Origin of the sequence: Vineibacter terrae (assembly GCF_008039615.1) — a bacterium.
GTDB classification, from domain to species: domain Bacteria; phylum Pseudomonadota; class Alphaproteobacteria; order Reyranellales; family Reyranellaceae; genus Vineibacter; species Vineibacter terrae.
On the sequence record NZ_VDUZ01000033.1, the window covers coordinates 38,701 to 62,933 of the forward strand.

Below are 24,233 nucleotides of genomic sequence, written 5' to 3' on the forward strand. Positions count from 1 at the left end.
AAGGCGCCGCCACCGCGTCCTTGCCGGCTATGCCGCCAGCGCCATGAAGCGTGCGACGTCCTGCGGCCCGAGCTGCACCCGTGTCTGGCTGCGCAGCGTCGCGAGGCCGAGGGTGCGGAGATCCTCGTTGAAGTCGCCGAGCTGTGGCGAGATCACGATCGCCTCGATCCCGGCCGTATTCGCCCGTTCGACCAGGCTGTCACGCGCACCATCGCCCGCCGGATCGTCATCGCGCAGGATGTAGAGCCGCCGCAACGTGTCCGGGAACAGGATGGCGGCGAGATGTGCTGCGGAGAGCGCCGCCACCATCGGCATGTTGGGCACGACCTGTCGGACCGAAAGGACCGTCTCGATGCCTTCGCCGGCCGCCATGACCTCGCCGCCGACGCCAAAGCGGACCGCGTTGCCGAGGAGATCGCCCATCGCTCGACGAGGGGTGTCGAGTGGCGCCTTGTCATGGCGTTGCGGGTCGAGCCAGGTGCGATGCGCCCCGGTGATCCTGCCGTGGAGATCGGTGACGGCGGCGATCATGGCCGGCCATGTCTCGGTCGGCGCATACTCGTCAGGCCGGTAATAGCAGCGCGGGTGGTAATACAGATTTCCCGTTCCACGCAGATCCGTAATGCCGCGTTGCCGCAGATACGCCGCCACGATCGTGCCTGGAATCGGTTGCGACATGTGGATGAGACGCCGTGCGGCTTCGGGCGATCCATGCGGTGCGGGCGCCAGGGGCTGGAAGGTGGACGGTTCCGGCGCTGGTGGTGGCATGCTGAGGAAGAGCCGAGCCTCGTCGGCGACATCCTTGAAGTCGATGAGGCCGCAGCTCTCGCGGATCACGTCGAGAAGATCGCCATGCTCGCCAGTCGCCGCGTCGGTCCATTTCCCGGCGGGGCCTTTGGGCGAGTCCTTGAGCCGGACGTACATCGAGCGGCCCTTGGTGTTGCGGACGTCGCCCACCTGCCAATAATTGCCCTGGCGGTGGCCATTGCCGAGATAATGGCGGCACACCGCCTCGGCCTGCCGGCCGAGACGTTGCGCGAGATCGGATGCGTCGAGACGGGCCATCACGCCGCCTCCCGCTCGTCGACGCGCTGGATCGGATAGCTGTCGATCAGCTTGCCGATGATGGCCGCGCCGTCCGCGCCGACGGGCACGAAGAAGCGAAGCTTCCACGAGATGATCTCGCTGAAGAGGCCATAGGCGCGCAGGCGTTCGCGCATCGCGCCAGTGAAGCCCGTGAGTTCGATGCGATCGCCGCCCATGACGCGCACGCGGCGAAGCTGAAGACCCTCGGCGAGATCGAGGATCGTTTTGCCCTCGACCAGCGCGCCATAGGCATGGTCGGCGGACAGGTTCGTCGTTCCGACCGTCGTGGCGTTGGCGACCCACGCGGGCGACACGCGGCGGCCGATGATCCGTTCCCCGTCATCGGTCTGGAGCCGATAGACGCGGCTCGATTCGTTAGGCAGCCGCTTCCAGATCGGCAGCAACAGGCCCGCGACGATGTGGATGGTGGAATCGGACCAGGCCGGCACGTCTGCGACCTCGGCGTTCCAGGCAGCCGTGAATTCTGCCCGACTGGCGGCTATCCAGTGGCTTTCGTCCATCATGCGCAGCGAGGCGTGATGCTGCTCCATCGGCCGGATCAGCCGCACGCGGCGTTCGATCTCGCCATCGTCAAGCATGAGCGAAGGCGCCGGAAGCTGAACGGCGGCGCGGTGCGAGCGTTCGTTGACCAGCAACATCGCGGCCGGATCGTCGAGCCAGGCCATCGCTTCCTCGGCGGTCATCGGCCGGTTGCGCTCGCGCTGCTGGATGGTCAGCAGGCTGGTTTCCGCGCCTGTGCCCGGATGGGTGTAGATGGTCTGGCGATCAGTGACGACGAAGCTCTCCGCGCGCAGCGTCTCAAGCCCGACGTCGTAGATGCCGGCGGCGATCGCGCCCTCGACCTTGGCAGTCAGGAGCTGCTCGAAGGCCGCGAACAGGACGTCCTGCAGGTCGATGGTCAGCGCGAGCAGGCGGTTGAGGAAGGTGGTGATCGGCGGCAGCTCGTCTTTGATGCCGTTGTCGTCCATCAGTTTCAGGCCGGTCGTGTCCTCAAACCGGCGGAGCGAGCACCCCTCGACCTTGCCGCGGACGATCAGGATATAGAGCTGGCGCAAGGCATCACGCGCATAGTGGCTCTCCAGATTGTCCTCGGGCCGGAACAGGCCCTGGCCGCCGGTCTGGCGCTGGCCGCGTGTGATCGCGCCCAGCGTGTCGAGCCGGCGTGCGATGGTCGACAGGAAGCGCTTCTCCGCCTTCACATTGGTCGCGATCGGACGGAAGAGCGGCGGCTGCGCCTGGTTGGTGCGGTGGGTGCGGCCGAGGCCCTGGATCGCGGCGTCGGCTTTCCAGCCCGGTTCGAGCAGATAATGGACGCGAAGCCGCGTGTTCCGCGCCGACAGCTCGGCATGGTAGCTGCGTCCCGTGCCGCCGGCGTCGGAGAAGACCAGCACGCGCTTCAAATCGTCCATGAAGGCCTGGGTCTCGGCGAGATTGGCCGACGCGGCGCGGGTCTCAACCACAAGGCTCTGTCCTTTGCGCACGATTCGACGCGAGCGGCCGGTGACCTCGGCCACCATGTCCACGCCGAAGTGCTGGACGATCTGGTCGAGCGCGCCAGGGACCGGCGGAAGGCTCGCGAGCTTCTCGATCAGCTCGGTGCGGCGGGCGACCGCCTCGCGGCTTTCGACCGGCTGGCCGTCGCGATAGACCGGCCGCGAGGACAGATTGCCCTCGCCGTCGGTGAAGGGCTCGTAGAGCTGGACCGGGAAGGAATGGGCGAGATAGTCGAGGACATATTCGCGCGGCGTGATGTCAACGCGAATGTCGTTCCATTCCTCGGTCGGGACTTCTGCCAGGCGCCGTTCCATGAGCGCCTCTCCGGTCGAGACGATCTGGATGACGGCGGAATGCCCGGCCTCCAGGTCCGCCGCGATCGAGCGGATCAGCGTCGGCGTCTTCATCGACGTCAGCAGATGACCGAAGAAGCGCTGCTTGGCGCTCTCGAAGGCGGAGCGCGCGGCGGATTTGGCCTGGCGGTTCAATGTGCCGGTCGAGCCGGTGATGTTGGCCGCCTCCATGGCCGCATCGAGGTGGTTGTGGATGATGGCGAAGGCGCCGGCATAGGCATCGTAGATGCGCCGCTGCTCGGGCGTCAGCTCATGCTCGACCAGTTCGTATTCCACCCCGTCGAACGACAGCGATCGCGCGGTGTAGAGACCGAGTGCGCGTAGATCGCGAGCCAGCACCTCCATCGCCGCGACCCCGCCGGCTTCGATCGCCTCGACGAACTCGGCGCGGGTGGAGAATGGAAAATCGTCGCCACCCCAGAGGCCAAGGCGCTGCGCATAGGCAAGATTCTGGACCGTGGTGGCGCCGGTGGCGGAGACGTAGACGACGCGGGCATTGGGCAAGGCATGCTGCAGGCGAAGCCCCGCGCGCCCTTGCTGCGAGGGCGTGACGTCGCCCCGTTCTCCCTTGCCGCCGCCGGCGTTCTGCATCGCGTGCGCCTCGTCGAAGATGATCACTCCGTCGAAATCGGAGCCCAACCATTCGACGATCTGCTTGACCCGCGAAACCTTCTCGCCGCGGTCGTCGGAGCGCAGCGTGGCGTAGGTTGTAAATAGGATGCCTTCCGGTAGCGCGATCGGCTTGCCCTGCGGGAAGCGCGAGAGCGGTGTGACCAGCAGGCGCTCCATGCCGAGCGCGGACCAGTCGCGCTGGGCGTCCTCGATCAGCTTGTCGGATTTGGAGATCCAGACCGCCTTGCGCCGGCCCTGCATCCAGTTGTCGAGCACGATGCTGGCGGACTCGCGCCCCTTCCCGACGCCGGTGCCGTCGCCGATGAAGAAGCCACGACGGAAGCGGATGGCGCCGCGCGCATCATCCGCGGCGGCGGCCACGACATCGAAGGTGGCGTCGACGGTCCAGGAGCCCGCGAGAAAATCGGAATGGGCTTCGCCCGCGAAGATCAGGGTTTCGAGCTGGGCGTCGGAGAGCGAGTCCAGGATGGTTGCCGGAAGCGTCGGCCGATAGCTCGGCTTGGGCAGGGCGACCGAGGCCATGGCGGCGGATTGCACGAGCTTGGTGGGATGGGCCTGAGAGCCAGGAATACGGATCGTCTGCAATCCGTATTGCTCGTAGATCGCGTCGCTGAGGCGGGCGCCCTCAGCCGGGGTCCAGTCGACGGTCTCATAGGCGAGCGGCACGCCCTCGGGATCGGCGAGGCCCACGCGGGTCGCCGATGTCGCCGCGGTGCGCGTGAGATAGCCGCGAACGGTGCGCGGTGCGGCGGCGAACGGCGTAACTTGCATCGCGTGTGCGACCGGCGGACGCGGCGGCACATGATCGGCGATCCACGTCATCAGCGTGGCGATGTCGGGAGCGGTGCCGGGGGACGCCGGAAAGGCGGATGGGTCGGCGGCTGGGATCTTGTCGATCACGGTCAGCCGGGTTTCGACGGTCGTGCCGTGCTTGGCATAGACTGAGCCATGGACGGCGGCGGTGAAGACGACGCGGCCCCGCTCCTGCAGGCGGACGAAGGCGTCGCGCCAGGCCGGTATGTCGGGTCCGAAGTTCGCGCCGGTGATCGCGACCAGACGCCCGCCATCGGCGAGCCGCGCGAGTGCAGAGGCCAGATGGCGATAGGCGGCGTCAGCGACACGCCCCTCGACATTGGCGAGCACGGAGAATGGTGGGTTCATTACGACGACGGTCGGGACGGTCGCCGGATCGAGATGGTCGTCGATCTGGGCCGCGTCGAAACGGGTCACGGGAACGGCCGGAAAGAGGGATGAGAGGAGGGCGGCCCGGGTCTCGGCGAGTTCGTTGAGGACGAGCGTGCCGCCGGCGATCTCGGCGAGGATGGCGAGCAGGCCGGTGCCGGCCGATGGTTCGAGCACGCGATCGGCGGGTGTGATGGCGGCAGCCGTGATCGCGGCCAGGCCGAGCGGGATCGGCGTCGAGAATTGCTGGAAGGCCTGGGATTCTTCGGAGCGGCGCGTATGGGTAGGGAGCAAGCTCGCAATCTTGCTGAACAGGGGCGCGGCCCCAGCCGCAGAGCCAGCTTTGCGCAGAAGCGTCTGTCCGTACTTGCGGAGCATGAGGATGGTTGCGGCTTCGCAGGCGTCGTAGGCATCCTTCCAGTCCCAGGCACCGGCAGTATCGGACGCGCCGAAGGCGGTCTCCATAGCGGTGCGCAGGATTGCAGCGTCGATGCGCTCGCCGCGCTCGAGATGGGGCAGAAGGTGGCTCGCCGCCGCGAAGATCGCTGCGAAAGATTCCTGATTGAAGCCGAGCCGAAGGGATGCGGCGGCAGGCGCCGCCGATACGGACATCATGTTCATGGGAAAGCCTTAAGGAGAGCGGGACAGGATCGAGCCCGCGCAGCGCTCTCTCTCGACCGCACCGGCTCAAACCCGTCCCGGCCTTCCTCTGCCTCTCATCCGGCAGGCCGTGGCCCCATGACAAAAGCGCCCCGGCGGTGCGGCGGGGGCGCTTTGCGATGTCATTTCCAATGTCCGTCCGCGATCTCGGAAGCAATCAGCGCGCGCGCCCTCCGCATCAGGTCATCGCCGCTGGTGTCGATATGGCCGAAGAATCTGGCTCGTCCGCCGTTCACGGTCCAATCGGCATAAGCGCAGTATTCCCGAACATCGGATCGGAAGGCCCGCATGTCCCTTGCCCAATGGGGTTTCGGCTCGATGACGACAGTGACGCAGTCCTTCGTTTCGGACCAGGGTAGAGACCGCTCGTGTGGCGGTCGTTCACGATCGGCCGTGAAGATAGCGTCGATGTTCATCATGACGTCTCTCCCTGCACGTCGGGGCGCACGAAGCCGTCTGGATCGCCGGGATCTGGTGGCAGATAGGCATCGTAGGGATTGCCGTCCGTGAGATGGCCAAAAGGGGTGAAGACGTAATCGCCATCGTCCCTCCCTACGGCGCAGATGACGTAGCGGGGGCTGCCCGTCTGCGCGTCGAGGCACGCCATCAGCGCGAGGTTGCCGTCACCCGCCGCGCGTAACAGCGTCTGGAAATTGCTCCGGGCATAAGCGGGGATGCTCATATCCGCTCTCCATCGCCAGAGAGCGTGTCGGCGAGCCAGCCATCGGTATAGGTCCAGGCGACAGTGTCGCCGGTCGCGAGATCGATGACATGTGCGCCGCCGCCGAACCGATCGAGCCGAGGGCGCGAGCAGGTGTTGGCGTATTGGAACCCCCAACGGCCCGTCAGCCTGAACTCGGCGGCGCAGATTTTCACGAACTGAAGCAACCGTTCGGGATCGCCGGTGACGTCATCGCGCATCCATAGCTGGGTGCCGCCATGTTCGGGCTGGATCGACAGAAGGAAGCCTTCTGAGGGCGGTTCTTCCGATGCGCCGTCCTTGGACAGCTTGATGTAGAGGTCGAGCGCGCGGGCGGCGTTGTCGGGCGTGCCGACGTCGAGCAGGCACGAGAAACGGGTGTAATAGTCAGCCATGACGGCCTCCTGAAACGAAAATGCCCGGCGCGATGGCCGGGCTGATGAACGGATTAGGAAGGAAGGCGCGGGACGGCTGAAACCGCCCCGCGCCAGTGCGCTACTCGGCGGCGATGGCCTGCAGACCTTCGTCCTCTTCGTCGGACAGCTCATCATCGTCGGCGAGGAAGGCGGGCAACGCCTCGTCGCCCTCGGCGCTCGTCGCGGGCTCGTTATGCTCCGCCATGCGCAGCGGCTCGGGTAGCCAGCCGCTGTCGGCGAGCAGACGTTCGGCCTCCTTCGCCATGTCGCCTTTCTTCAGATGGTCGATGAGCTGGGCGGCGCGCTCGCCGGCACCTTCGCGCACCGCGGCGAGGATGCGCGGCTTCGTCACACGGCCGAGATAGTTCCCGACGGTCGGGCGGAAGCCCACCCCCACCATATCGAGGCCGGTTGCGCGTGCCAGCCGATCCGCCTCGGCCATGCGACGGTCGAGGCCCGATTGCGAGACGCCGCTGCCGCTGAACGGATTGGGCCGCTCATATAGGGCGTTGACGCCGTAGCTGACGCAATGGGCAAGGAGCGCCAGGCGACTGGCGTCATCGAGCATCGCCAGCCAGTCCCACAGTGCGTTTTCGTCCGCGGGCAGGTCCGCCTTCCAGTCTTCGTGCCGCTGGGTGATGGACTTGGCATAGGACGTCTCGGCAAGATCCTTGCCCTGTTCGCGGAAGAAGACGTGATTGACCGACGCCTGCAGGCTCGCGCCGGAGGTGCCGGTGCGCTGGAAGGTGTCGCGCACCAGCTTATGCAGCAGGGCCGTGAGCGCGACTTGCGGATTGGCGCCGACCGCATCGCGAAGCGCGAGCGTGCGATGCGCAGTCAGCTCGGTGACGAGCCGTTCGGGCAGCGGCTTGATGACGTCTCCCTCGTCATCTTCCTCCGGCTCGGCCGACTGGCCGCCGATGGTGATGATGGCGCGCTGGACGTTGCCCGCGTTTTCGGCGCCGGCGGGGTCGGTGACGCCGTCGATTTCATGGCCCTCGGCGTCGATCGGCGCCTCATCCTCCGGTCGGACATAGCCGCGACGGATGACAACCTGTCCATCGCGGTCGATGCTGACGAACACGCCGGCGCGCAGGATCTCGGCGGGATCGTAGATGACCGGCCGCTGTTCGAACGCTTCGAGCGCCGCTTCGATCTCGCCCAGGCGCTGGTCGATCTCATCGGGCAGTTCGTCGGCTTCCGAATATTCCGCCTCGAGCCGGTCATACTCCGCGCGCAGTGCCTCGCGTGCGGCACGCTCATCGTCCGCAAGATCGACGGGGGTGCCGGTCAGGACGCGAAGGCCGTGATCGTGGCCGTAAGGCAGGTCGGTGTCGACGCTGATCCATTTCCAGCCTTCGGCCGCGATCTCGTCGGCGATCGCCTTCAGCTTGTCGGAGACCAGACGGTCGAGCAACGCCGGGTCCTGAAGCCAGCCGCCATCATCAGTCTCGAACAGGTCGCGCAGGATTTCGCCGCCGGCTGCCTGATAAGCTTCGATGCCGACGAACTGCGCCCGCTTGTCGGACGCGGGGAGGGAGGTTTCGGTGAGGAGCTGTCGGATGTGCCAAGGCTGGCGGTTATAGGAATGCTGAATCGCCTCCCAGACCTGCTCCTGACGCGCGTGGTCCGGGTTGACGGTGAAAGCCATCAGCATCTCCAGCGTCATGCCGTCCTCGGCATAGATGCCGCAGAGCGTGGGCGAGACCGCAGCCAACCTCAGGCGCTGCTTCACGATCTGGACCGTGGTGAAGAACGCGGTGGCGATTTCCTCCTCGGTCATGCCTTTGGCCCGCATGTCGAGGAACGCCCGGAACTGATCAAGAGGATGGAGGGCGACGCGCTGTGTGTTTTCGGCCAGGCTGTCGTCCTCTGCCAGAATCGGCGTCGAGGGGTTACGCACGACGCAGGGCACCGGCGAGGTCTTGGTCAGGCGCTTCTGTCTCACTAGCAGCGCCAGCGCCTGATAGCGGCGACCGCCGGCGGGCACCTCGAACATGCCAGTCTCGCAGCCTTCGCTGTCGAGAACCGGACGAACATTGAGACTCTGGAGGAGCGTGCCGCGGCGCGCGATATCCTCGGCCAGTTCCTCGACCGAGACGCCGGACTTCACGCGCCGGACGTTGGATTGGCTGAGAACCAGCTTGTTGAAGGGGATGTCGCGCGAGGGCGAGAGGATGAGCTTCTGAACGGCAGTAGCCATCGTGGTAGTCTCCGCGACGGGCGCCGAGAGCCTCTCTCTCGACCCTAAACCCGTCACGAAGCGAAGCGCCGCCCTCTTTCTCTAAAGAGAGCAGCGCGACGGACACGGAACAGCGGAAAACCGGAAATCCGCACCTCCGCATTTCCGGTTTTCATGAGATCACGCTGCCTCCAGCTCATCACCGGCCACCCCATGATCGGCGTCCGGTGCGAAGCTGAGGAGCCAGTCCGCAGCCTTGCTGGCTTGCGAGGCGGCCCGGACGATGGCGCGGTTGTCCTCGCGCAGCACTTCCAGCCAGGAGCCGATATAGTCGGCATGACGGACGGTCGGCACGATGCCGAGCGAGGCGCAGCAGAAAGCGGCGTTGATCTCGGCCACCAACTCCTCGAATGCGTATTTCTTGGTGCCGAAGGCGCCGGAGAGATCGCGGTTCAAGCGATGGGCGGCGCCGCTGGCGTGGCCCAGCTCGTGCAGGGCGGTGCGGTGCCAGTTGATCGGTTCGAAATAAGCCTGCGGCGGCGGAACCTGCACATAGTCGAGCGCCGGGACATAGAAGGCGCGGTTGCCGCCGATGCGGAAGTCGATGCCCGTCGCCTGGATCAGCGCCTCAACCTTTGGTTCGATCAGGCCGGGCGCAAGCGGCGGGGCGATCGTGGCGATGTCATCCGGCAGGCCATCGCATTGCGCCGTGTTGAACACCGTGAACCGCTTTAGAAACGGAATGGCGGCGGCTTCCTCGCCGGCCTCGCGTGCCCGGCGCTTCTCTTCCTCCGGGGTGAAGCGGTCGGCATAGACGACGGTGGTTCCGCGCTCGCCCTTGCGGACATTGCCGCCCAGTGAAAGCGCTTGGCGGAAGGTAAGCCAGCTCTGACCGGGAAAGCCGTGCTGGATCACGGCGCCCCAAAGGATCAGGACATTGATGCCCGAATAATGCCGACCGGTTGCGCCGTTCCTCGGCATCGCGAGCGGCGCTTTCGTCGAGGCCGATCCCCAGGGCTGCACCCAGGGCACGCGACCCGCCTCCAGCTCGGCAATGATCTTGCCGGTGATTTCATCATAGAGGCTCGCCCGGTCTTGGCCGGCGCGCGAGGAGACATCTTTCCTGAACATCGCGGTTCTCCGCGACGGGCGCCGAAGACCTCTTCTCCAGCCATTAACCCGTCACGGAAAACCCGTCCGCACTCTCACTCTCAGGGGGCGTTGCGGGGATCTCCCCGCAGAAGGGGTCGGCCGAGACCTTGGGCTCGGCCGCAGGGGAAGGCTTTCCCCTTTGTCGGGCTTTCCCTCATCGGATGAGGGTTCGTTGAACAATGTCAGAAAACTATATATATTTCTGACATAGGGAAGACCATGACGCGGCTGAGCGAACAGATTCTGATGCATATGGCGGGTCTGCCCGAAGGAGCTCCCGTGTCCGCCAAGGGCCTGCTGCACCTCGGAAACCGAGCGGCCGTGGATCAGGCGTTGTCACGCCTGACGGAGCGCGGTCAGCTCATCCGCGCGGGTCGTGGCGTCTATTTGCGCCCCGTCGCCAGCCGATTCGGTACGCGCACGCCTTCGGTCGAGCAGGCTGTCGAGGCCCTTGCGACCCAAAAGGGAGAGATCATCGTTTCGAATGGTGCCGCCGCGGCGAACGCCCTTGGCTTGACGACGCAGGTGCCCGTCCGCTCGGTCTATCTGACCTCCGGGCGCAGCCGAAAGATGCACCTCGGCAAGCAAGTCGTGGAATTGCGGCACGCCCCGCGCTGGCAATTGGCCCTGGCCAACCGGCCGGCAGGGGAGGCCGTCCGGGCGCTGGCTTGGCTCGGTCCGGACAACGCTGAAATCGCGCTCAGGACTTTGAAAGCGAAACTGCCGCCACGAGTATTTGGCGAATTGGTCGCCGCCGCGCCACAGTTTCCGACATGGCTTGCGCAGAGTGTCGGTAATGTCGCGTATGAATGCATGGTCATGGGGAACTAATGCCAACTTTAATCTTAATGAGAAATCGCTCCGGAGGGCATCATGGCTGAAACCCAAATCGAGTGGACTGACTCCACTTGGAATCCAGTTGCCGGATGCTCAATCATTACGGCCGGTTGCACCCATTGCTACGCGATGGAAATGGCCAAGCGTTTGGAAGCGATGGGCATCGAAAAATACGCCGGCCTGACTCGAAAGACTGGACGGCGCACGGTTTGGAACGGCGCCGTGCGGGAGGATCGCGATGCTCTTGCGATTCCCTATAGCTGGCGCAAGCCGCGAAAGATCTTCGTCAATTCGATGAGCGACCTGTTCCACGAACGCGTCAGCGACGCCTTCATTCTCGACGTATGGAAGGTGATGCGTGAGACGCCGCGCCACAACTACCAGATCCTGACGAAACGACCCGAGCGCATGGCGAAGCTGGTCGCTACCAAGATCGGCGATGTGCTGCCTAATGTGTGGCTCGGGACCAGCATCGAGGACAAAAACGTCGTCGACAGGATCGATTATCTGCGTGCCGCGCCGGCCGCGATCCGCTTCATTTCCTTTGAACCATTAATCGGTTCCGTAGGCACCGTTGATCTTCAAGATATCCATTGGGCCATCGTGGGCGGAGAAAGCGGAAAATCCGCGCGACCGATCCGAGAGGAATGGATCGACGAAATCTATGTTCAATGCTTGTCGGCTAACACGGCCTTCTTCTTCAAACAGTGGGGGACTTGGGGCAAGGACAACAAGAAACGGTCGAAGAAGGCCAATGGTCGCGAATATCGCGGCCGGACTTGGGATGAAATGCCTGCCGCTCCGCAAGCGGTTGCATGAGGCGCGGGCGCATGGTCGGGGCGTAACATGGTCGAGAAGCGATACGAATGGGCCGACGGGGCGAAACTTGAAGAGCATTCCAAGCGCAAGCACAAAATCCTCCGCGAGTATGTCTTCGACTATCTGACCGTTCGCTGCAAACTGCCGCAGCAAGAGCGCTTCCGTCTTGCTATCGTCGATGGATTTGCCGGTGGCGGGCGCTACCAATGTGGCGCATCAGGCTCCCCGCTAATTTTTATAGAGGAATTGAAGCGCGCGACCGAGGCGGTGAATACCCATCGTGCGGTTCAATGGCTCGGCGCAATCGAGGTCGAGTGCCTACTCGTTTTCAACGACGCCAGCCCCGATGCTATCGAACTTTTGAAGACCCATGTGTCACCGCTTCAGGCTGACATCGCCGCGACATGCCCGAAGCTTCATCTTCGTGTTGAGTATCTGAATCAGTTCTTCGAGGCGGCCTATCCGACGATTAAAGGCTTTCTGGAACAAGGCCGCTATCGAAGCGTGATCTTCAATCTGGACCAATGCGGGCACAGCCATGTCGAACGGAATACGATTCTCGACATCATGCATTCCTATCCGGCGGCCGAAATCTTCTACACGTTCGTCATCAGTTCCCTGCTGGCGTTTCTCCAGAAGGATCAGCCGCAGCGGCTGCGTGCTCAACTTGACCATCTCGGACTAGCCAGCAGCGATGTCCAGGCGCTCGATGGCTTGATGAGCCAGAAAGATTGGCTTGGTGCGGCAGAGAAAATCGTCTTCGACGCCTTCCGCCTATGCGCGCCCTATGTCAGCCCCTTCTCGATCAACAATCCCGGCGGCTGGCGGTATTGGCTGATCCATTTCGCCAACGCCTACCGGGCACGGCAGGTTTACAACAATATCCTGCACGACAATGCGAGCCTCCAAGCGCATTTCGGCCGGTCGGGGCTCAACATGTTGTCCTACGACCCGCGGCACGATGAAGGGATGCTCTACCTCTTTGACGATAGTGGCCGCGCTTCGGCGAAAACCCAGCTTCTGGGCGATATTCCGCGTCTTGTGACCGAAGCTGGCGACGCCATGTCGGTGATGGAGTTTTACGAGAGCATTTACAACGTCACGCCTGCGCATGCTGATGACGTCCACGCTGCAATCATAGAAAACCCTGACCTTGAGGTGATTACACCAGCCGGTGGCGAGAGGCGAAAAGCCAATACGATTGGGGTGAATGACATCATCAAGGTCAAAACGCAGCGCAGTTTCTTTCCCATGTTCTTTGACGCACGGAAGCCCTGATCGCCTGGGTGGGCGGAGATGGTCGGGTTAACCCGGAACCATGTGCGACGCGACGCCAAGCATTCATCCGGCCTGCGTATTGCGCCAAGGTCCGCCGGGCTGCCATTTCTGATCGAACCGCTGGGTTCCTGCGACGGCCTGGGCCGGTGGCATCATCAGCGCGGCAATCTGAGCTTGGATGTCGTGAAACGGCTCAGGCGCAAGGGCGATGTCAGTGCGGCGCAGGAAGGCGGTCCATTGCGCCTGCTTGGCGGCGGCGAAGGCGGCCGAGAGTGCCAGCGGCGGTTCGGCCGGCAGCTCGGTTTCTCGCCGGGCGAATGTCGCGGCGATGGCCTCGGCTAGTACCGGCCCCTCGAAGGCGAAGGTATTGGCGATCGCCCAAACGTCGAAGAAATCCTTCATCCGCGAGTTGGCGATTCCCAGCGCCGTCATCGCCTGGAATTTCTCCGCCAGCACCGTTTCTGGCGGATAGGCCTTGAGCCGGGGCATGGGCAGATCGAGAAGCGATGGATAGTCGATGTCGAGCACGCCGGGCGTGATGGCGTCGCCGTAGCCGATGTCCACATGGATCGGCAGCCGCGCCCCGGCCAGCTCGGCCTGAACGTCCAAGGAAACGCCACTGTATTCGTCTTCGGCCCGCGCCGCGACTGCCCCGAGCGTCTCCGGCTTGAAGATCACTCCGTCCTCGCTCGGGACCTTCAGCACCTGACGGAAAATCTCGGCCACCCGAGCGGGCGCGTTGTCGCCGAACCCGAGTAGGTCGAGGTCGCCTGTCGCCCGATAGGGCGTCGGCGCCCAAAGGCTGAACAACATGGCGCCCTTCAGCACGAACGCTTCCCGGAAGGGGGACAAGCTGAGCCGATAGAGGAGACGCTCGATAGCATAGCGAGTCATGACGAGCTGGGCGTTTTCCCGCCGCTCGCGGGCTCGCTGTGTCAGCCGAGCCCGCGCCGACGCGGCGAGATTTACAGGCGCCTTGGTCATGCCAGCGCTTCCAGATACGGCCGGATCACGGTCTGAACGCGGTCCAGCTCGGCATACCGCCAGAGATCGTCGATGGGCGGCTGCCGAGATCGGGTGAACAGGTCTCGGAGGGCTTCCACGGCGACATCGACGCCGATCTTGTTGCGGTACTTGAAGCAATCCGCGACGGTCTTGGCCGGCGTGGTGATCGGTACGGGTACGCCGTCGATCGGATGGACTTCTACCCCGGCGCGCAGCGAGGGGGCGCTGGCGCGGATGATCCTGATCTGCACGGCGGGGTTGACCGGCGCCCAATCCTTTGGTCCCAGCAGCATCCAAACGGCGTGAGGCGTTTGGGTGGTCAGCTTATGGAATTGCAGGGCCGACAGCAGGCCGATCACGCCCTTCGGCAGGATTCGGGACGCTTCGGCCAGGCTGGACGCGACGTCGGACGGGGCGTCGCTGAGCTTGTAGAGCCCGCGCCCAACCCGTTGCAGGACCCCGTCCTTTGTGAGGCGCTGGAGATAGGCTCTCGGCACGCCGGCCTGATCGAAGTCGATGCCGCGCGCGATCCCACGCTCACGGACGACCTCGATGGCGCGGTCCTTATGGCGACGGGCTTCCATGAGAATGTTCCAAATCCTCGGTAATTGACGATTATCTCCGAGGTTTTGTAACACATCGCTGGGCGGCTTGCGAGTGGCGACGACGGCCAGGGAGCGGTCACGCGATCCGGCCTACATGACAATCGGCTGTCTTGATGATAGGGTCATAGGGTGAAATAGGCGAGATGCACGGATCGAATCGGATTGTTTCCTGCATCCCTCGCTTGACGATAGTCCCCGAAAGTACGGTTTTTGGGGTCATCCCGAAAAAGCCAATGATTTCAAGAGCCGGCCATTTTGGCGGGACGGCTGACGGTATATTCCTGCCAAAAATATTTTTTATACTGTGATTTCAAGACTTTATGATGCTCATTGATAATAGAGTGGGAGTGAGGGAGGAAGACCCGAGGTGGAGATTTGCGCCATGGCGAAGATCGTCTTTGGAATGAACCAGTCCCTGGACGGCTACGTCGACCATCTGGAGATGCGGACAGGTCCCGCGCTCTTCCGTCACTGGATAGAGCACGTGCGCGGCCTGACCGGCAGTGTGTACGGGCGTCGCATGTACGAGGTCATGCGTTATTGGGACGAAGACAGTCCCGAGTGGGACGCAGAGCAACGCGAGTTCGCGGCGGCGTGGCGGCGCCAACCGAAGTGGGTCGTGTCACGTTCGTTGAAGTCAGTCGGCCCCAACGCCACCCTTGTCGCGGATGACGTCGAGGCGGTGATGCGTGGCCTGAAGACCCGGCTCGTTGGGGAGGTCGCAGTTTCCGGACCAGAGCTGGCACGAAGCCTGACTGACCTTGGTCTTATTGATGAGTATCGACTCTACTTTCACCCCGTTGTGCTGGGCCGCGGCAAGCGGTTCTTCGCCGGCCCTCGTCCGCCGCTCCGCCTTGTGGCCAGCGATCTCATCGGCGAGGACGTGATCAGGTTGACATACGTTGCTGCATGATCGCGCCGCTCGCCCCATGTTGATCGCGCAGGACCTGTGACGGATCTCGGCGGCACAGTTGAGAAAATGCGGTGGAAATCCAGCGCACAGGATGACAAAGAGCAATCGAGCGGGAGCGACGGAGACACGCAGCCGCAACACTTCCCGCCAGCACGGACCTCATGATTCGTCTCGATAACATCAGCAGGCAGCACGGCCATCAGATCCTGTTCATCGACGCTTCGATGGGCATCCAGAAAGGAGAGAAGGTGGGGCTAGTCGGGCCTAATGGCGCCGGCAAGACGACGCTTTTCCGGATGATCGCCGGCGAGGAGCGGCCCGACGATGGCCAGGTGACGATCGATCCCGGCATGACGATCGGCTATTTCAGCCAGGATGTCGGCGAGATGTCGGGCCGCAGCGCGGTCGCGGCGGTGATGGATGGCGTCGGGCCGGTGAGCGCGCTGGCCAGCGAAATGGCCAGGCTTGAGGCCGCGATGGTCGATCCGGACCAGGCCGGCGACATGGACGCCATCATCGAGCGCTATGGCGAGGTGCAGGGGCGCTTCGAGGAGCTGGATGGCTATGCGCTGGATGCCCGGGCGCGCGAGGTGCTCGCGGGCCTGAGCTTCAGCCAGGAACGAATGGACGGCGACGTCGGCCTGCTCTCCGGCGGCTGGAAGATGCGCGTGGCGCTCGCCCGCATCCTGCTGATGCGGCCCGACGGCATGCTGCTGGACGAGCCGAGCAACCATCTCGACCTCGAAAGCCTGATCTGGCTGGAGGATTTCCTCAAGAAATACGACGGCGCGCTGCTGATGACGTCGCATGACCGTGAGTTCATGAACCGCATCATCGGCAAGGTCGTGGAGATCGACGGGGGTTCGCTCGCCACGTATTCGGGTAACTTCGATTTCTACGAGCAACAGCGCGCGCTGGGCGAGAGGCAGCGCCAGGCGCAATTCGACCGCCAGCAGGCGATGCTCGCCAAGGAGATGAAGTTCATCGAGCGCTTCAAGGCGCGCGCGTCTCACGCCGCCCAGGTCCAGAGCCGGGTGAAGAAGCTGGACAAGATCGAACGGGTGGAGCCGCCCAGGCGTCGCCAGTCCGTCCAGTTTGAATTCCGCGCCCCGCCACGCTCGGGCGATGACGTGGCGAGCTTCAAGAACGTTCACAAGGGCTATGGCGGGCAACCGGTTTATGCAGGGCTCGATTTCCGGGTGCGCCGCAAGGAACGCTGGTGCGTCCTGGGCGCCAACGGCGCGGGGAAATCCACGCTGCTGAAGCTGGTGGCCGGCGCGACCGAGCCGGACCAAGGCGCCGTGACCCTCGGCAGCAGCGTCAGGATGGGCTATTTCGCCCAGCACTCCATGGACCTGCTGGACGGCGCCGATACGGTTTTCGAATCGCTGGACGGGTCATTCCCGCAGGCGGGACAAGGGGCGCTGCGCTCGCTGGCCGGTTGCTTCGGCTTCTCCGGCGACGACGTCGAGAAGCCCTGCCGTGTGCTGTCCGGCGGTGAGAAGGCGCGTTTGGTCATGGCCAAGATGCTGTTCGACCCGCCGAACTTCCTGGTTCTGGACGAGCCGACGAACCATCTGGACATGGCCACCAAGGAGATGCTGGTCGCAGCCCTGTCGGAATTCGAGGGCACCATGCTGTTCGTTTCGCATGATCGCCACTTCCTGGCCGCGCTCTCGAATCGCGTGCTGGAGCTGACACCCGAGGGCGTTCATCAGTACGGCGGTGGCTACACGGAATATGTGGCACGCACCGGCCAGGAGGCGCCGGGTCTTCATCCAGGCGGGTAGAAGGGCTCATGAAGCTGAAGCCGACCGTCCCGCCGCGCGCTTCGAACGTCGAGAAAAAATTTCCAGAATAAAGTCGGCTTCCGACAAGCTCGTTCATCGTTCCGATGAGAGGCCAAAAGGGGCTGGGCCAAGGGAGACAGGCGATGCGGGTCATGGTGCTCGTGAAGGCCATTGAGGACAGCGAAAAGGCAATGCCGCCGACGGCCGAGGCGTTCGCGGCGATAGACCGTTCGAGAGGTAGGTGCTTCGGAATGTGAGCTTCTTACCCGCCGGGTCGTGCCTGATGGGCACCCGAGATCATCGCTGCAGGCGATCGCGCCAATAGTCAGGACGGCGATGCAAGTGCGCGACCGCCAGTACCAGGACGATGCCATCGTCGATGGTATAGATCAGTCCGTACGGGAATCGACTGAGGCGGCAGCGGCGAATGCCTTTCCCGAGCAGATGCCACGCCTCCGGAAGGCTCGCGATGCGGTCCGCAGCAGACAGCACCTCAATCAAAAACGCATCGCCCAAGCCGGGAGCCTGTGCTCCATACCAATGGACGGCCTGATCGAGCTCGATCTCGGCAATCTCGAGAAACCGGACCTTCACGGGCGATATCTGGCAACAACGTCGCTCAGATCTTTGGCGCCAAGCTCACCGCGCCGGTATGCCGCAACACGGTCGGTCGCCTCCCGGACCCATAGTTGATCGATAGCGGGATCGGTCTGGTCCAGGCTGTCGAGCACAACCTCAACCAGTGCGATACGGTCCTCTGGCGGAAGAGCGCGTACCTGCTCGATCAGCGTCTTGGTGTCGTCGCTCATTTCAGTTCCATGTGATTTAGGATGTCAGGATAGCCATGCGCCGCCCACGGCTCAAGCGCGAGCGCCCGCAGCACCCAAGGCGAGCGATCTGTGGCCGGGTTCGTAGTGGAGCGCCTGAACGATTCTAATTTGTGATGTCCACTTTCGGCAGGGCAACTGTTGACGGCGGTTGCCGATTTCAGATGGTCGGCGAAAGGGCTGGCGGACCGTCGGTGCGCACCGTGGGCCGCGATGGGCGATAGCCGCACCTGCGACCAAGCCTGCACTACGCGCTGCGACCTTCCCGCTGTGAAGAAATCTGAGATTCCGTGTCGGGTTGGCCACGCCTCGTTCGTCCTCGGGGTGCAATCGCCCACTCATGGAGTAGCTGATCATGCCCAGCACCATTCGTTTGCACCGAGTTCTGGCAACCAGCCCGCAGAAAGTCTATCGCGCGTTCCTCGAAGCGGACGCGCTCGCGAAATGGCTTCCGCCCAACGGCTTCACCTGCACCGTGCACCATCTGGAGCCAAGAGTCGGCGGCACGCACAAAATGTCCTTTCGGAACTTCACAACCGGCCAGAGCCATGCGTTCGGCGGTGAATATGTCGAGCTCGTCCCGGGTGAACGCCTGCGCTACACGGACAAGTTCGACGATCCCAACCTGCCCGGCGAGCTGCAGGTGACCGTGACGTTGAAGAAGGTATCGGTCGGTACGGAGGTGGAGGTCGTGCAGGCAGGCGTGCCGGACGCCATCCCACCGGAGGCTTGCTATCTCGGCTGGCAGGAGTCGCTGCGAAACCTGGCCAGGCTCGTCGAGCCCGAGATCAATCAATAACGCCTCGGGATCGACCGCTGCCGAACAGTGAGCGGTGGCGGTGTCATCCCGAGCGAAGCGAGGGATCTCCTGCGAATGGCGCACCGTGCGTCGCTCGCAGGAGATCCCTCGCTTCGCTCGGGATGACAGATGTGAGTCCCGGGCCTCTCAACGGCGGCCTTGTCGAAAATGGCCGCCAGGCACCCCGGCCAGCGCTCACTGCAAGGCAGCGGCAAGCCAGGCCCGGAATTCTCGGCGTCGCTTGTCGTCGAACGACTCGGCTGCGGCCGCGGCGTTCATGTCGGCCACCGTCACGGCCGCCAGGGATTGTCGCCAGGCGTCCTCCGCCGCGAGGAAGGCGCGCGCGATCGGGCATGCCTTGCGGCAGGCCGCTGGCGATGCCGGGCAGGGGCCGCGCTGGCGGATCTCGGTGCAGCGGAAGGCGGGCTGCGGGCCCTCGATGGCGAGCACGATATCGAGCAACGAGATCCTGGCGGGGGCGCGCCCCAGCCGGTAGCCGCCCTTCACGCCGCGGTCGGCCGTCACGATGCCGGCGCGCGACAACGCCTGGAGGTGCTTGGCCAGGTAGGCCGGCGGCAGGTCATGGAATTCGGCAAGCCTGGCGCCCGGCACGCTGCGCCCCTCCGGCGCTGCCGCAAGCACACCGCATACGTGAACCGCCCACTCGACGCCGTCGCTGATTCTCATTGCGGACAGTATATATCCGTATTAAAGCGGATACAAACTATCCGCAATGGAGGGCGACATGCGCACGGTCGACGTTGTCGTGGTCGGCGGGGGCATCGCCGGGCTGGTCGCGGCCGCCTTCGCGTCGAAGGCCGGGGCCGGCGTGCTCCTCCTGGAGGCGTCACCGGCGTTTGGCGGGCGCGCCCGGACGCGGGTCGTCTCGGGATACCACTTCAATCAGGGCGCGCATGCGCTTTATCGCGGCGGGTTCCTCGACAAGGCCCTGCAGGATCTCGGCGTCGAGGTCACGGGCAGCGTGCCGGCGCTCGCCGACGGATTTTTCGTCAACGACGGCGAGCTTCATCAGGCGCCCTTCAGTGCCGCAGGGCTGGCGTCGACGACGTTGCTGTCCGACGCGGAGAAGGGTGAGATGGCATCGCTCTTCCGCCGCCTGCGCGACGGATCGACGCAAGTGTCGCCAGGGACGTCCTTGAACGACGCCCTGGCGGCATTGTCGCCATCACCCAGGGTCCGCGCCGTGCTCGCGGCGATGGTGCGCCTGACCAGCATCGTGCATGCGCCGATCGCAGCCGATGGACTGGCGCTGCTCGACCAGCTGCGGGGTGGGTTGACGCGCAGCGTTCTCTACCTGGACGGCGGCTGGGCCACGATGGTCGAAGGCCTGAGGTCGGCCTGTGCCGCGCTTGGTGCCTGCCTGCGTCCAGGCGCTCGGGTCGAGGGGATTGAGCACGGCTCCTCTTGGTGCGCGACGCTCGCGGATGGCACCGCCGTGACGGCGCGCGCGGTCATCCTGGCGGTGGCTCCGGCACAGGCGGCTGCGCTGTATCCCGCCCTCAAGGATTTGCGCGGCACGATCGATGCGGTGCCAGCGAAAGTGGCATGCCTGGACATCGGCCTCGCGCACCTGCCGCGTCCCGATGTCCGTTTTGCCCTCGGTGTCGACCGGCCGCTCTACTTCTCGGTCCATAGCGCGGCGGCGCGCCTGGCGCCGGAAGGTGCGGCTCTCGTACACACCATGCGCTATCTCGAGCCGGACGAGACGCCCGACCGCGATCGGCTCATGGCTGAGCTCGAAGGGTACATGGACCTGGTGCAGCCGGGTTGGCGCGAGCTCGAGCGCGCGCGCCGGTTCCTGCCGGCCATGTCGGTGATCTCCGCGATCCCGCGCGCGGCGACGGGCGGCCTGGGTGGGCGCCCGGACATCGCGGCCGGCAATGCCGAGGGCCTCTTCATCTGCGGCGACTGGGTCGGACCGGTGGGCCTGCTGTCCGATGCCGCGGCCGTCAGTGGCCGGTCCGCCGGCGAGGCCGCTTCCGTGTCAGCACGGCCTTGATGGTTCCAGTCGAGCCTGGCGGCCTCATGACCTGACCTTCCTTCCAGCCGGATCATACAGCGGTTCGAGGTGAAGCCTGGCCGGCGTCCGCTCCATGGCCACGACGAGCTCATAGTCGCCGCCGCTCAGGAAATCGTCGCTGACGCCGCCTGGATTGCGCACATAGCCATAGCCGATCGCCGTGCCGAGCGTGTAGCCGTAGCCGCCGCTGGTGAGGTAGCCGACCGGCTCGCCGTTGCGCAGGATCGTCTCGCGCCCGACCAGCACGACATCCGGATCGGCCGTGGTGAAGGCGGCGAGGCGCTTGGCCGGCGGCGCCGCGTTGAGCTTCTCGAGCGCCTGGCGGCCGGCGAAATCGACGTTCTTCCTCAGCTTCACCGCCCAGCCGAGGCCGGCTTCGAAGGGCGTGTCGTTGGGTGTGATGTCAGCCCCCCAGGCACGGTAGCCCTTTTCGAGGCGCAGCGAGTCCAGCGCACGGTAGCCGACCGGGCGGATGCCGTGCGGCCTGCCGGCAGCCATCAGCGCATCGAACACCTCGCCGGTCGCGCCGATCGGCACATGCAGCTCCCAGCCGAGCTCGCCGACATAGGTGACGCGCAACGCCCGGACCGCGTGGCCGGCGATCGCGATCTGGCGCACATGGCCGAAGGGAAATGCAGCGTTGGAGACATCGGCATCGGTGACCGCCGCCAGCACGTGCCGCGCCTTCGGCCCCATCAGCGAGAGCGTGCCGAAAGCTTCGGTGACGTCGGCAAGCCGCGCTTGGAGATCGTCACCGATATGGTCGCGGATCCAGCCGAAATCATGGGTACGGAAGCCGGTGCCCGTGACGATGTAGAATTTTTCCTCAGCCAGCCGTGCCACGGTGAGGTCGGCCTCGATGCCGCCGCGCGTGTTGAGAAGCTGGGTATAGGTCAGGCGCCCGGCCGATTTGGCGACGTCGTTGGCGCAGATCCAGTCGAGCGCCTTCAGCGCATCGGGGCCGGTCAACTCGTATTTGGCGAACGAGGACTGGTCGAAGATTCCAACCGACTCGCGCACATGCCTGTGCTCCTCGCCGACCGGTCCGAACCAGTTCTGCCGGCCCATCGAATAGACGTCGACCGGCGCGACGCCCGGCGGTGCGAACCAGTTCGGGCGCTCCCAGCCGAGCTTCGATCCGAACACGGCATTGTGCGCCTTCAGCCGCTCGTAGAGCGGCGAGACGATGCGCGGCCGACCGGAGGCGTATTCCTCGTGCGGGAAGCCGATCGTGTAGTGCTTGCCATAGGCTTCGAGCGTGCGGTCGTACACCCATCGGCGGTCGCGATGCAGGTCGGAGAAACGACTCAGATCGACGACCCAGAGATCCAGCGGCGCCTCGCCGTCGACCACCCACTGCGCCAGCACCCAGCCGGCGCCGCCGGCGGAGGCGATGCCGAAGGCGTTGAAGCCGGCGCCGACGAACATGTTGGCGCACTCGGGCGCCGCGCCGAGGATGAAGTTGCCGTCCGGCGTGAAGCTCTCCGCGCCGTTGATCATCTGCTTGACGCCGGCATTGGCCAGCGCCGGCACCCGCGCGATGGCCTGCACCATGTGCTGCTCGAAATGGTCGAAATCGTCGTCGAACAGCCGGAACGCCCAATCGTCGGGCACGTCGCCACCAGGCGCGTCGGGAATCCAGGCCTGCGGGTTGGGCTCGTAGCCGCCCATGACCAGCCCGCCGACCTCTTCCTTGAAGTAGGTGCGGCGGTCGGGATCGCGGATTGTCGGCGCGTCGGCGGCAAGCCCGTCGAGCTTGTCGGTGATGATGTATTGGTGCTTCACGGGCTGCAGCGGCACGCTGACGCCGACCAGGGCGCCGACCTGCCGCGCCCATTGTCCGGCGCAGTTGACGACCTTATCGCAGGCGATCGAGCCCTTGGTCGTCTGCACCGTGGTGATGCGGCCTGCCTTCATCCCGAAGCCGGTGACGCGGACATCCTCGTGGAGCTTCGCGCCGTGCATCCGCGCGCCCCGGGCCAGCGACTGCGTGATGTCGGACGGGCTCGCCTGGCCGTCGGTCGGCAGCCAGCTTGCGCCGATGAGATCGGCGGTCTCCATCAGCGGCCACATCCTCCTGACCTCGTCCGGCGAGATCAGGTGCATGTCCATGCCGAAGCTCCTGGCCGTCGTCGCCAGCCGCTTGAACTCCGTCCAGCGGTCAGGCGTGGTGGCGAGCCGCAGGCAGCCGGTCATCTTCCAGCCGGTGGCGAGCCCGGTCTCGGCTTCCAGCGCCTTGTACAGCTCGACCGAATATTTGAGCACGCGCGTGATCGACGCCGACGCGCGCAATTGGCCGACCAGGCCTGCCGCATGCCATGTCGATCCGCAGCTCAGCTTCCCTTGCTCCAGCAGCACGACGTCGGCCTTGTGGTCGCGCGCCAGGTGGTAGGCCGTCGAGCAGCCGATGATGCCGCCGCCGATGACGACGATCTGGGCATGCGTGGGCAATGTCATGGGCGTCTCGTTCCGTATCGTGTCCTGTGGCCTTCGAGCGCGATTTCAAGGCGCGCGAGGTTCTCTTCGGTGTAGGCGACGTAGTCGACGCCCGGCGCATCGAGATGCAGCTCCGAGACCATGCTCCACATCGCCTCGCGCAGCAGCGAGGCGCATTGCATCGCCGAGTGGGAGCGGCGGATATCCGGCCCCGGGTCCTCGCCGAAATAGGTTGCAAGCAAGGCTTCCGAATCAGCCTCGCTCATCCCGGCGTTCGACGCGACCCCGGCGAGGTCGAACATCGCGGTCGAGAACCCGGCATATTCGAAATCGATGAGCCAAAGGCGAGCACCGTCGTCGAGGAAGTTGGCCGGCAACAGATCATTGTGGCCGAAGATGATCGGGAGCGGCAATTGCACCTTCTCGAGCTCGTCGGCCAGCGCCAGGTAGCCGGGCAGGGCGGCCGCCATCCGGCTGCTGCCCGTGGCGAGCGTGCGCGCGTAGTCGCGGATGACATGGAACACCCAGAACATGAAGCCGGCGCCCCAAACGTGCCGTGGCATTTCCGCGTGGAAGCGCCGCATCATCGCCGCGATGCGCTCCTTGTCGGCGCGCACATCGGCGGCGTCGCAGGTCCTGGCATCGAGATAGGCGCTCACCATGACTCCGGGTTGCGCGTAGCGGACCTCGGGCGCGAAACCGGCCGCATGCGCCGCCTTGGCCACCATGATCTCGCGTTCCCGCAAGACATGATGGAAGGGAAAGTCGCTGCCGAAGCGCGCGACGTGCTTGCCGGCGGCGTCGGTGACCACCCAGCTCTCGTTCGAGAGGCCGCCCTTCAGCGGCGCAATCTCGATGCTGCCGTTCCAGCAAGGAAGCGCCCGGATGCGGTCGTCGGCAGCGGTCATCGGATTCCCGTGCATCCTGGTCTCGACTGCGGCCCGAATCTTAGCACGCCCGCCGTGCCGGTCACCTCCGGCGTCGACGCCCGTCGCAAGTGGAAG

General features: G+C 64.8%; 21 protein-coding genes. 7 read left to right on the plus strand and 14 right to left on the minus strand.

Going from position 1 to position 24,233, the window contains the following annotated elements:
* Positions 1-27: 27 nt before the first annotated feature.
* The 7 genes from FHP25_RS25605 to FHP25_RS25635 all read right to left on the minus strand — a co-directional run bounded on the left by FHP25_RS25605 (position 28) and on the right by FHP25_RS25635 (position 9,858).
* Positions 28-1,065, minus strand: a complete 1,038-nt coding sequence (locus FHP25_RS25605) for a DUF7146 domain-containing protein (RefSeq protein ID WP_178133787.1) — start codon at positions 1,063-1,065, stop codon at positions 28-30.
* The gene (locus FHP25_RS25610; protein WP_147849820.1) at positions 1,065-5,390 is read right to left on the minus strand and encodes a strawberry notch family protein; all 4,326 of its coding nucleotides are present in this window, start codon (positions 5,388-5,390) and stop codon (positions 1,065-1,067) included. Before FHP25_RS25610 ends, FHP25_RS25605 begins: the two co-directional genes overlap by 1 nt.
* Before the next feature lie 161 nt (positions 5,391-5,551).
* On the minus strand, positions 5,552-5,848 hold the full coding sequence (locus tag FHP25_RS25615) for a hypothetical protein (RefSeq protein WP_147849821.1): 297 nt from the start codon (positions 5,846-5,848) through the stop codon (positions 5,552-5,554).
* Entirely contained in the window at positions 5,845-6,111 is a 267-nt protein-coding gene (locus tag FHP25_RS25620) for a DUF6117 family protein (RefSeq protein WP_147849822.1), read from the minus strand. The genes FHP25_RS25615 and FHP25_RS25620 overlap by 4 nt, the downstream gene beginning before the upstream one ends.
* On the minus strand, positions 6,108-6,524 hold the full coding sequence (locus tag FHP25_RS25625; RefSeq protein ID WP_147849823.1) for a hypothetical protein: 417 nt from the start codon (positions 6,522-6,524) through the stop codon (positions 6,108-6,110). The genes FHP25_RS25620 and FHP25_RS25625 overlap by 4 nt, the downstream gene beginning before the upstream one ends.
* Before the next feature lie 100 nt (positions 6,525-6,624).
* On the minus strand, positions 6,625-8,748 hold the full coding sequence (locus tag FHP25_RS25630; protein WP_147849824.1) for a ParB/RepB/Spo0J family partition protein: 2,124 nt from the start codon (positions 8,746-8,748) through the stop codon (positions 6,625-6,627).
* Positions 8,749-8,907: 159 nt separating this feature from the next.
* A complete protein-coding gene (locus FHP25_RS25635; protein WP_147849825.1) occupies positions 8,908-9,858 on the minus strand; it encodes an ArdC family protein in 951 nt (316 codons plus the stop codon).
* 240 nt (positions 9,859-10,098) lie between these two features.
* Here FHP25_RS25635 and FHP25_RS25640 point away from each other — a divergent pair, with 240 nt between their 5' ends.
* Genes FHP25_RS25640 through FHP25_RS25650 form a run of 3 tightly spaced genes read left to right on the plus strand, consistent with a single transcriptional unit; the run spans position 10,099 to position 12,813 of the window.
* The gene (locus tag FHP25_RS25640; protein ID WP_147849826.1) at positions 10,099-10,710 is read left to right on the plus strand and encodes a DUF6088 family protein; all 612 of its coding nucleotides are present in this window, start codon (positions 10,099-10,101) and stop codon (positions 10,708-10,710) included.
* Between the two features lie 42 nt (positions 10,711-10,752).
* On the plus strand, positions 10,753-11,535 hold the full coding sequence (locus FHP25_RS25645; protein ID WP_147849827.1) for a DUF5131 family protein: 783 nt from the start codon (positions 10,753-10,755) through the stop codon (positions 11,533-11,535).
* Positions 11,536-11,562: 27 nt separating this feature from the next.
* Entirely contained in the window at positions 11,563-12,813 is a 1,251-nt protein-coding gene (locus tag FHP25_RS25650) for a three-Cys-motif partner protein TcmP (RefSeq protein ID WP_147849828.1), read from the plus strand.
* A gap of 63 nt (positions 12,814-12,876) precedes the next feature.
* On the opposite strand, the gene FHP25_RS25655 is transcribed toward FHP25_RS25650, so the two are convergent.
* Together FHP25_RS25655 and FHP25_RS25660 are read right to left on the minus strand one after the other, a co-directional pair.
* The gene (locus FHP25_RS25655; RefSeq protein WP_147849829.1) at positions 12,877-13,797 is read right to left on the minus strand and encodes a nucleotidyl transferase AbiEii/AbiGii toxin family protein; all 921 of its coding nucleotides are present in this window, start codon (positions 13,795-13,797) and stop codon (positions 12,877-12,879) included.
* The gene (locus tag FHP25_RS25660) at positions 13,794-14,402 is read right to left on the minus strand and encodes a type IV toxin-antitoxin system AbiEi family antitoxin domain-containing protein (protein ID WP_147849830.1); all 609 of its coding nucleotides are present in this window, start codon (positions 14,400-14,402) and stop codon (positions 13,794-13,796) included. The genes FHP25_RS25655 and FHP25_RS25660 overlap by 4 nt, the downstream gene beginning before the upstream one ends.
* 403 nt (positions 14,403-14,805) lie before the next feature.
* On the opposite strand from FHP25_RS25660, the gene FHP25_RS25665 reads away from it, so the two are divergent.
* Positions 14,806-15,336 (plus strand): dihydrofolate reductase family protein, encoded by a 531-nt coding sequence (locus tag FHP25_RS25665; protein ID WP_147849831.1) that lies wholly within the window; start codon positions 14,806-14,808, stop codon positions 15,334-15,336.
* Between the two features lie 161 nt (positions 15,337-15,497).
* Positions 15,498-17,126, plus strand: a complete 1,629-nt coding sequence (locus tag FHP25_RS25670) for an ABC-F family ATP-binding cassette domain-containing protein (RefSeq protein WP_147849832.1) — start codon at positions 15,498-15,500, stop codon at positions 17,124-17,126.
* Between the two features lie 297 nt (positions 17,127-17,423).
* Here FHP25_RS25670 and FHP25_RS25675 read toward each other — a convergent pair whose 3' ends face one another.
* Together FHP25_RS25675 and FHP25_RS25680 are read right to left on the minus strand one after the other, a co-directional pair.
* Positions 17,424-17,720 (minus strand): type II toxin-antitoxin system RelE/ParE family toxin, encoded by a 297-nt coding sequence (locus FHP25_RS25675; RefSeq protein WP_147849833.1) that lies wholly within the window; start codon positions 17,718-17,720, stop codon positions 17,424-17,426.
* The gene (locus FHP25_RS25680; RefSeq protein WP_147849834.1) at positions 17,717-17,935 is read right to left on the minus strand and encodes an addiction module protein; all 219 of its coding nucleotides are present in this window, start codon (positions 17,933-17,935) and stop codon (positions 17,717-17,719) included. The genes FHP25_RS25675 and FHP25_RS25680 overlap by 4 nt, the downstream gene beginning before the upstream one ends.
* Positions 17,936-18,308: 373 nt before the next feature.
* On the opposite strand from FHP25_RS25680, the gene FHP25_RS25685 reads away from it, so the two are divergent.
* Positions 18,309-18,752 (plus strand): SRPBCC family protein, encoded by a 444-nt coding sequence (locus FHP25_RS25685; protein WP_147849835.1) that lies wholly within the window; start codon positions 18,309-18,311, stop codon positions 18,750-18,752.
* A gap of 195 nt (positions 18,753-18,947) precedes the next feature.
* On the opposite strand, the gene FHP25_RS25690 is transcribed toward FHP25_RS25685, so the two are convergent.
* On the minus strand, positions 18,948-19,439 hold the full coding sequence (locus tag FHP25_RS25690) for an RrF2 family transcriptional regulator (protein ID WP_147849836.1): 492 nt from the start codon (positions 19,437-19,439) through the stop codon (positions 18,948-18,950).
* A 58-nt stretch (positions 19,440-19,497) separates the two neighbouring features.
* Here FHP25_RS25690 and FHP25_RS25695 point away from each other — a divergent pair, with 58 nt between their 5' ends.
* The gene (locus tag FHP25_RS25695; protein WP_178133779.1) at positions 19,498-20,772 is read left to right on the plus strand and encodes an FAD-dependent oxidoreductase; all 1,275 of its coding nucleotides are present in this window, start codon (positions 19,498-19,500) and stop codon (positions 20,770-20,772) included.
* 24 nt (positions 20,773-20,796) lie between these two features.
* Here FHP25_RS25695 and FHP25_RS25700 read toward each other — a convergent pair whose 3' ends face one another.
* A complete protein-coding gene (locus tag FHP25_RS25700; protein WP_147849838.1) occupies positions 20,797-23,250 on the minus strand; it encodes a GcvT family protein in 2,454 nt (817 codons plus the stop codon).
* A complete protein-coding gene (locus FHP25_RS25705) occupies positions 23,247-24,137 on the minus strand; it encodes a phosphotransferase family protein (RefSeq protein WP_147849884.1) in 891 nt (296 codons plus the stop codon). Before FHP25_RS25705 ends, FHP25_RS25700 begins: the two co-directional genes overlap by 4 nt.
* Positions 24,138-24,233: the final 96 nt, after the last annotated feature.

What these genes read in the sequence shown, in the direction of transcription:
- FHP25_RS25605 (WP_178133787.1), bottom strand. Translation starts at nt 1,065, where the DNA reads ATGGCCCGTCTCGACGCATCCGATCTCGCGCAACGTCTCGGCCGGCAG.
- FHP25_RS25610 (WP_147849820.1), bottom strand. Translation starts at nt 5,390, where the DNA reads ATGAACATGATGTCCGTATCGGCGGCGCCTGCCGCCGCATCCCTTCGG.
- FHP25_RS25615 (WP_147849821.1), bottom strand. Translation starts at nt 5,848, where the DNA reads ATGATGAACATCGACGCTATCTTCACGGCCGATCGTGAACGACCGCCA.
- FHP25_RS25620 (WP_147849822.1), bottom strand. Translation starts at nt 6,111, where the DNA reads ATGAGCATCCCCGCTTATGCCCGGAGCAATTTCCAGACGCTGTTACGC.
- FHP25_RS25625 (WP_147849823.1), bottom strand. Translation starts at nt 6,524, where the DNA reads ATGGCTGACTATTACACCCGTTTCTCGTGCCTGCTCGACGTCGGCACG.
- FHP25_RS25630 (WP_147849824.1), bottom strand. Translation starts at nt 8,748, where the DNA reads ATGGCTACTGCCGTTCAGAAGCTCATCCTCTCGCCCTCGCGCGACATC.
- FHP25_RS25635 (WP_147849825.1), bottom strand. Translation starts at nt 9,858, where the DNA reads ATGTTCAGGAAAGATGTCTCCTCGCGCGCCGGCCAAGACCGGGCGAGC.
- FHP25_RS25640 (WP_147849826.1), top strand. Translation starts at nt 10,099, where the DNA reads ATGACGCGGCTGAGCGAACAGATTCTGATGCATATGGCGGGTCTGCCC.
- FHP25_RS25645 (WP_147849827.1), top strand. Translation starts at nt 10,753, where the DNA reads ATGGCTGAAACCCAAATCGAGTGGACTGACTCCACTTGGAATCCAGTT.
- FHP25_RS25650 (WP_147849828.1), top strand. Translation starts at nt 11,563, where the DNA reads ATGGTCGAGAAGCGATACGAATGGGCCGACGGGGCGAAACTTGAAGAG.
- FHP25_RS25655 (WP_147849829.1), bottom strand. Translation starts at nt 13,797, where the DNA reads ATGACCAAGGCGCCTGTAAATCTCGCCGCGTCGGCGCGGGCTCGGCTG.
- FHP25_RS25660 (WP_147849830.1), bottom strand. Translation starts at nt 14,402, where the DNA reads ATGGAAGCCCGTCGCCATAAGGACCGCGCCATCGAGGTCGTCCGTGAG.
- FHP25_RS25665 (WP_147849831.1), top strand. Translation starts at nt 14,806, where the DNA reads ATGGCGAAGATCGTCTTTGGAATGAACCAGTCCCTGGACGGCTACGTC.
- FHP25_RS25670 (WP_147849832.1), top strand. Translation starts at nt 15,498, where the DNA reads ATGATTCGTCTCGATAACATCAGCAGGCAGCACGGCCATCAGATCCTG.
- FHP25_RS25680 (WP_147849834.1), bottom strand. Translation starts at nt 17,935, where the DNA reads ATGAGCGACGACACCAAGACGCTGATCGAGCAGGTACGCGCTCTTCCG.
- FHP25_RS25685 (WP_147849835.1), top strand. Translation starts at nt 18,309, where the DNA reads ATGCCCAGCACCATTCGTTTGCACCGAGTTCTGGCAACCAGCCCGCAG.
- FHP25_RS25690 (WP_147849836.1), bottom strand. Translation starts at nt 19,439, where the DNA reads ATGAGAATCAGCGACGGCGTCGAGTGGGCGGTTCACGTATGCGGTGTG.
- FHP25_RS25695 (WP_178133779.1), top strand. Translation starts at nt 19,498, where the DNA reads ATGCGCACGGTCGACGTTGTCGTGGTCGGCGGGGGCATCGCCGGGCTG.
- FHP25_RS25700 (WP_147849838.1), bottom strand. Translation starts at nt 23,250, where the DNA reads ATGACATTGCCCACGCATGCCCAGATCGTCGTCATCGGCGGCGGCATC.
- FHP25_RS25705 (WP_147849884.1), bottom strand. Translation starts at nt 24,137, where the DNA reads ATGACCGCTGCCGACGACCGCATCCGGGCGCTTCCTTGCTGGAACGGC.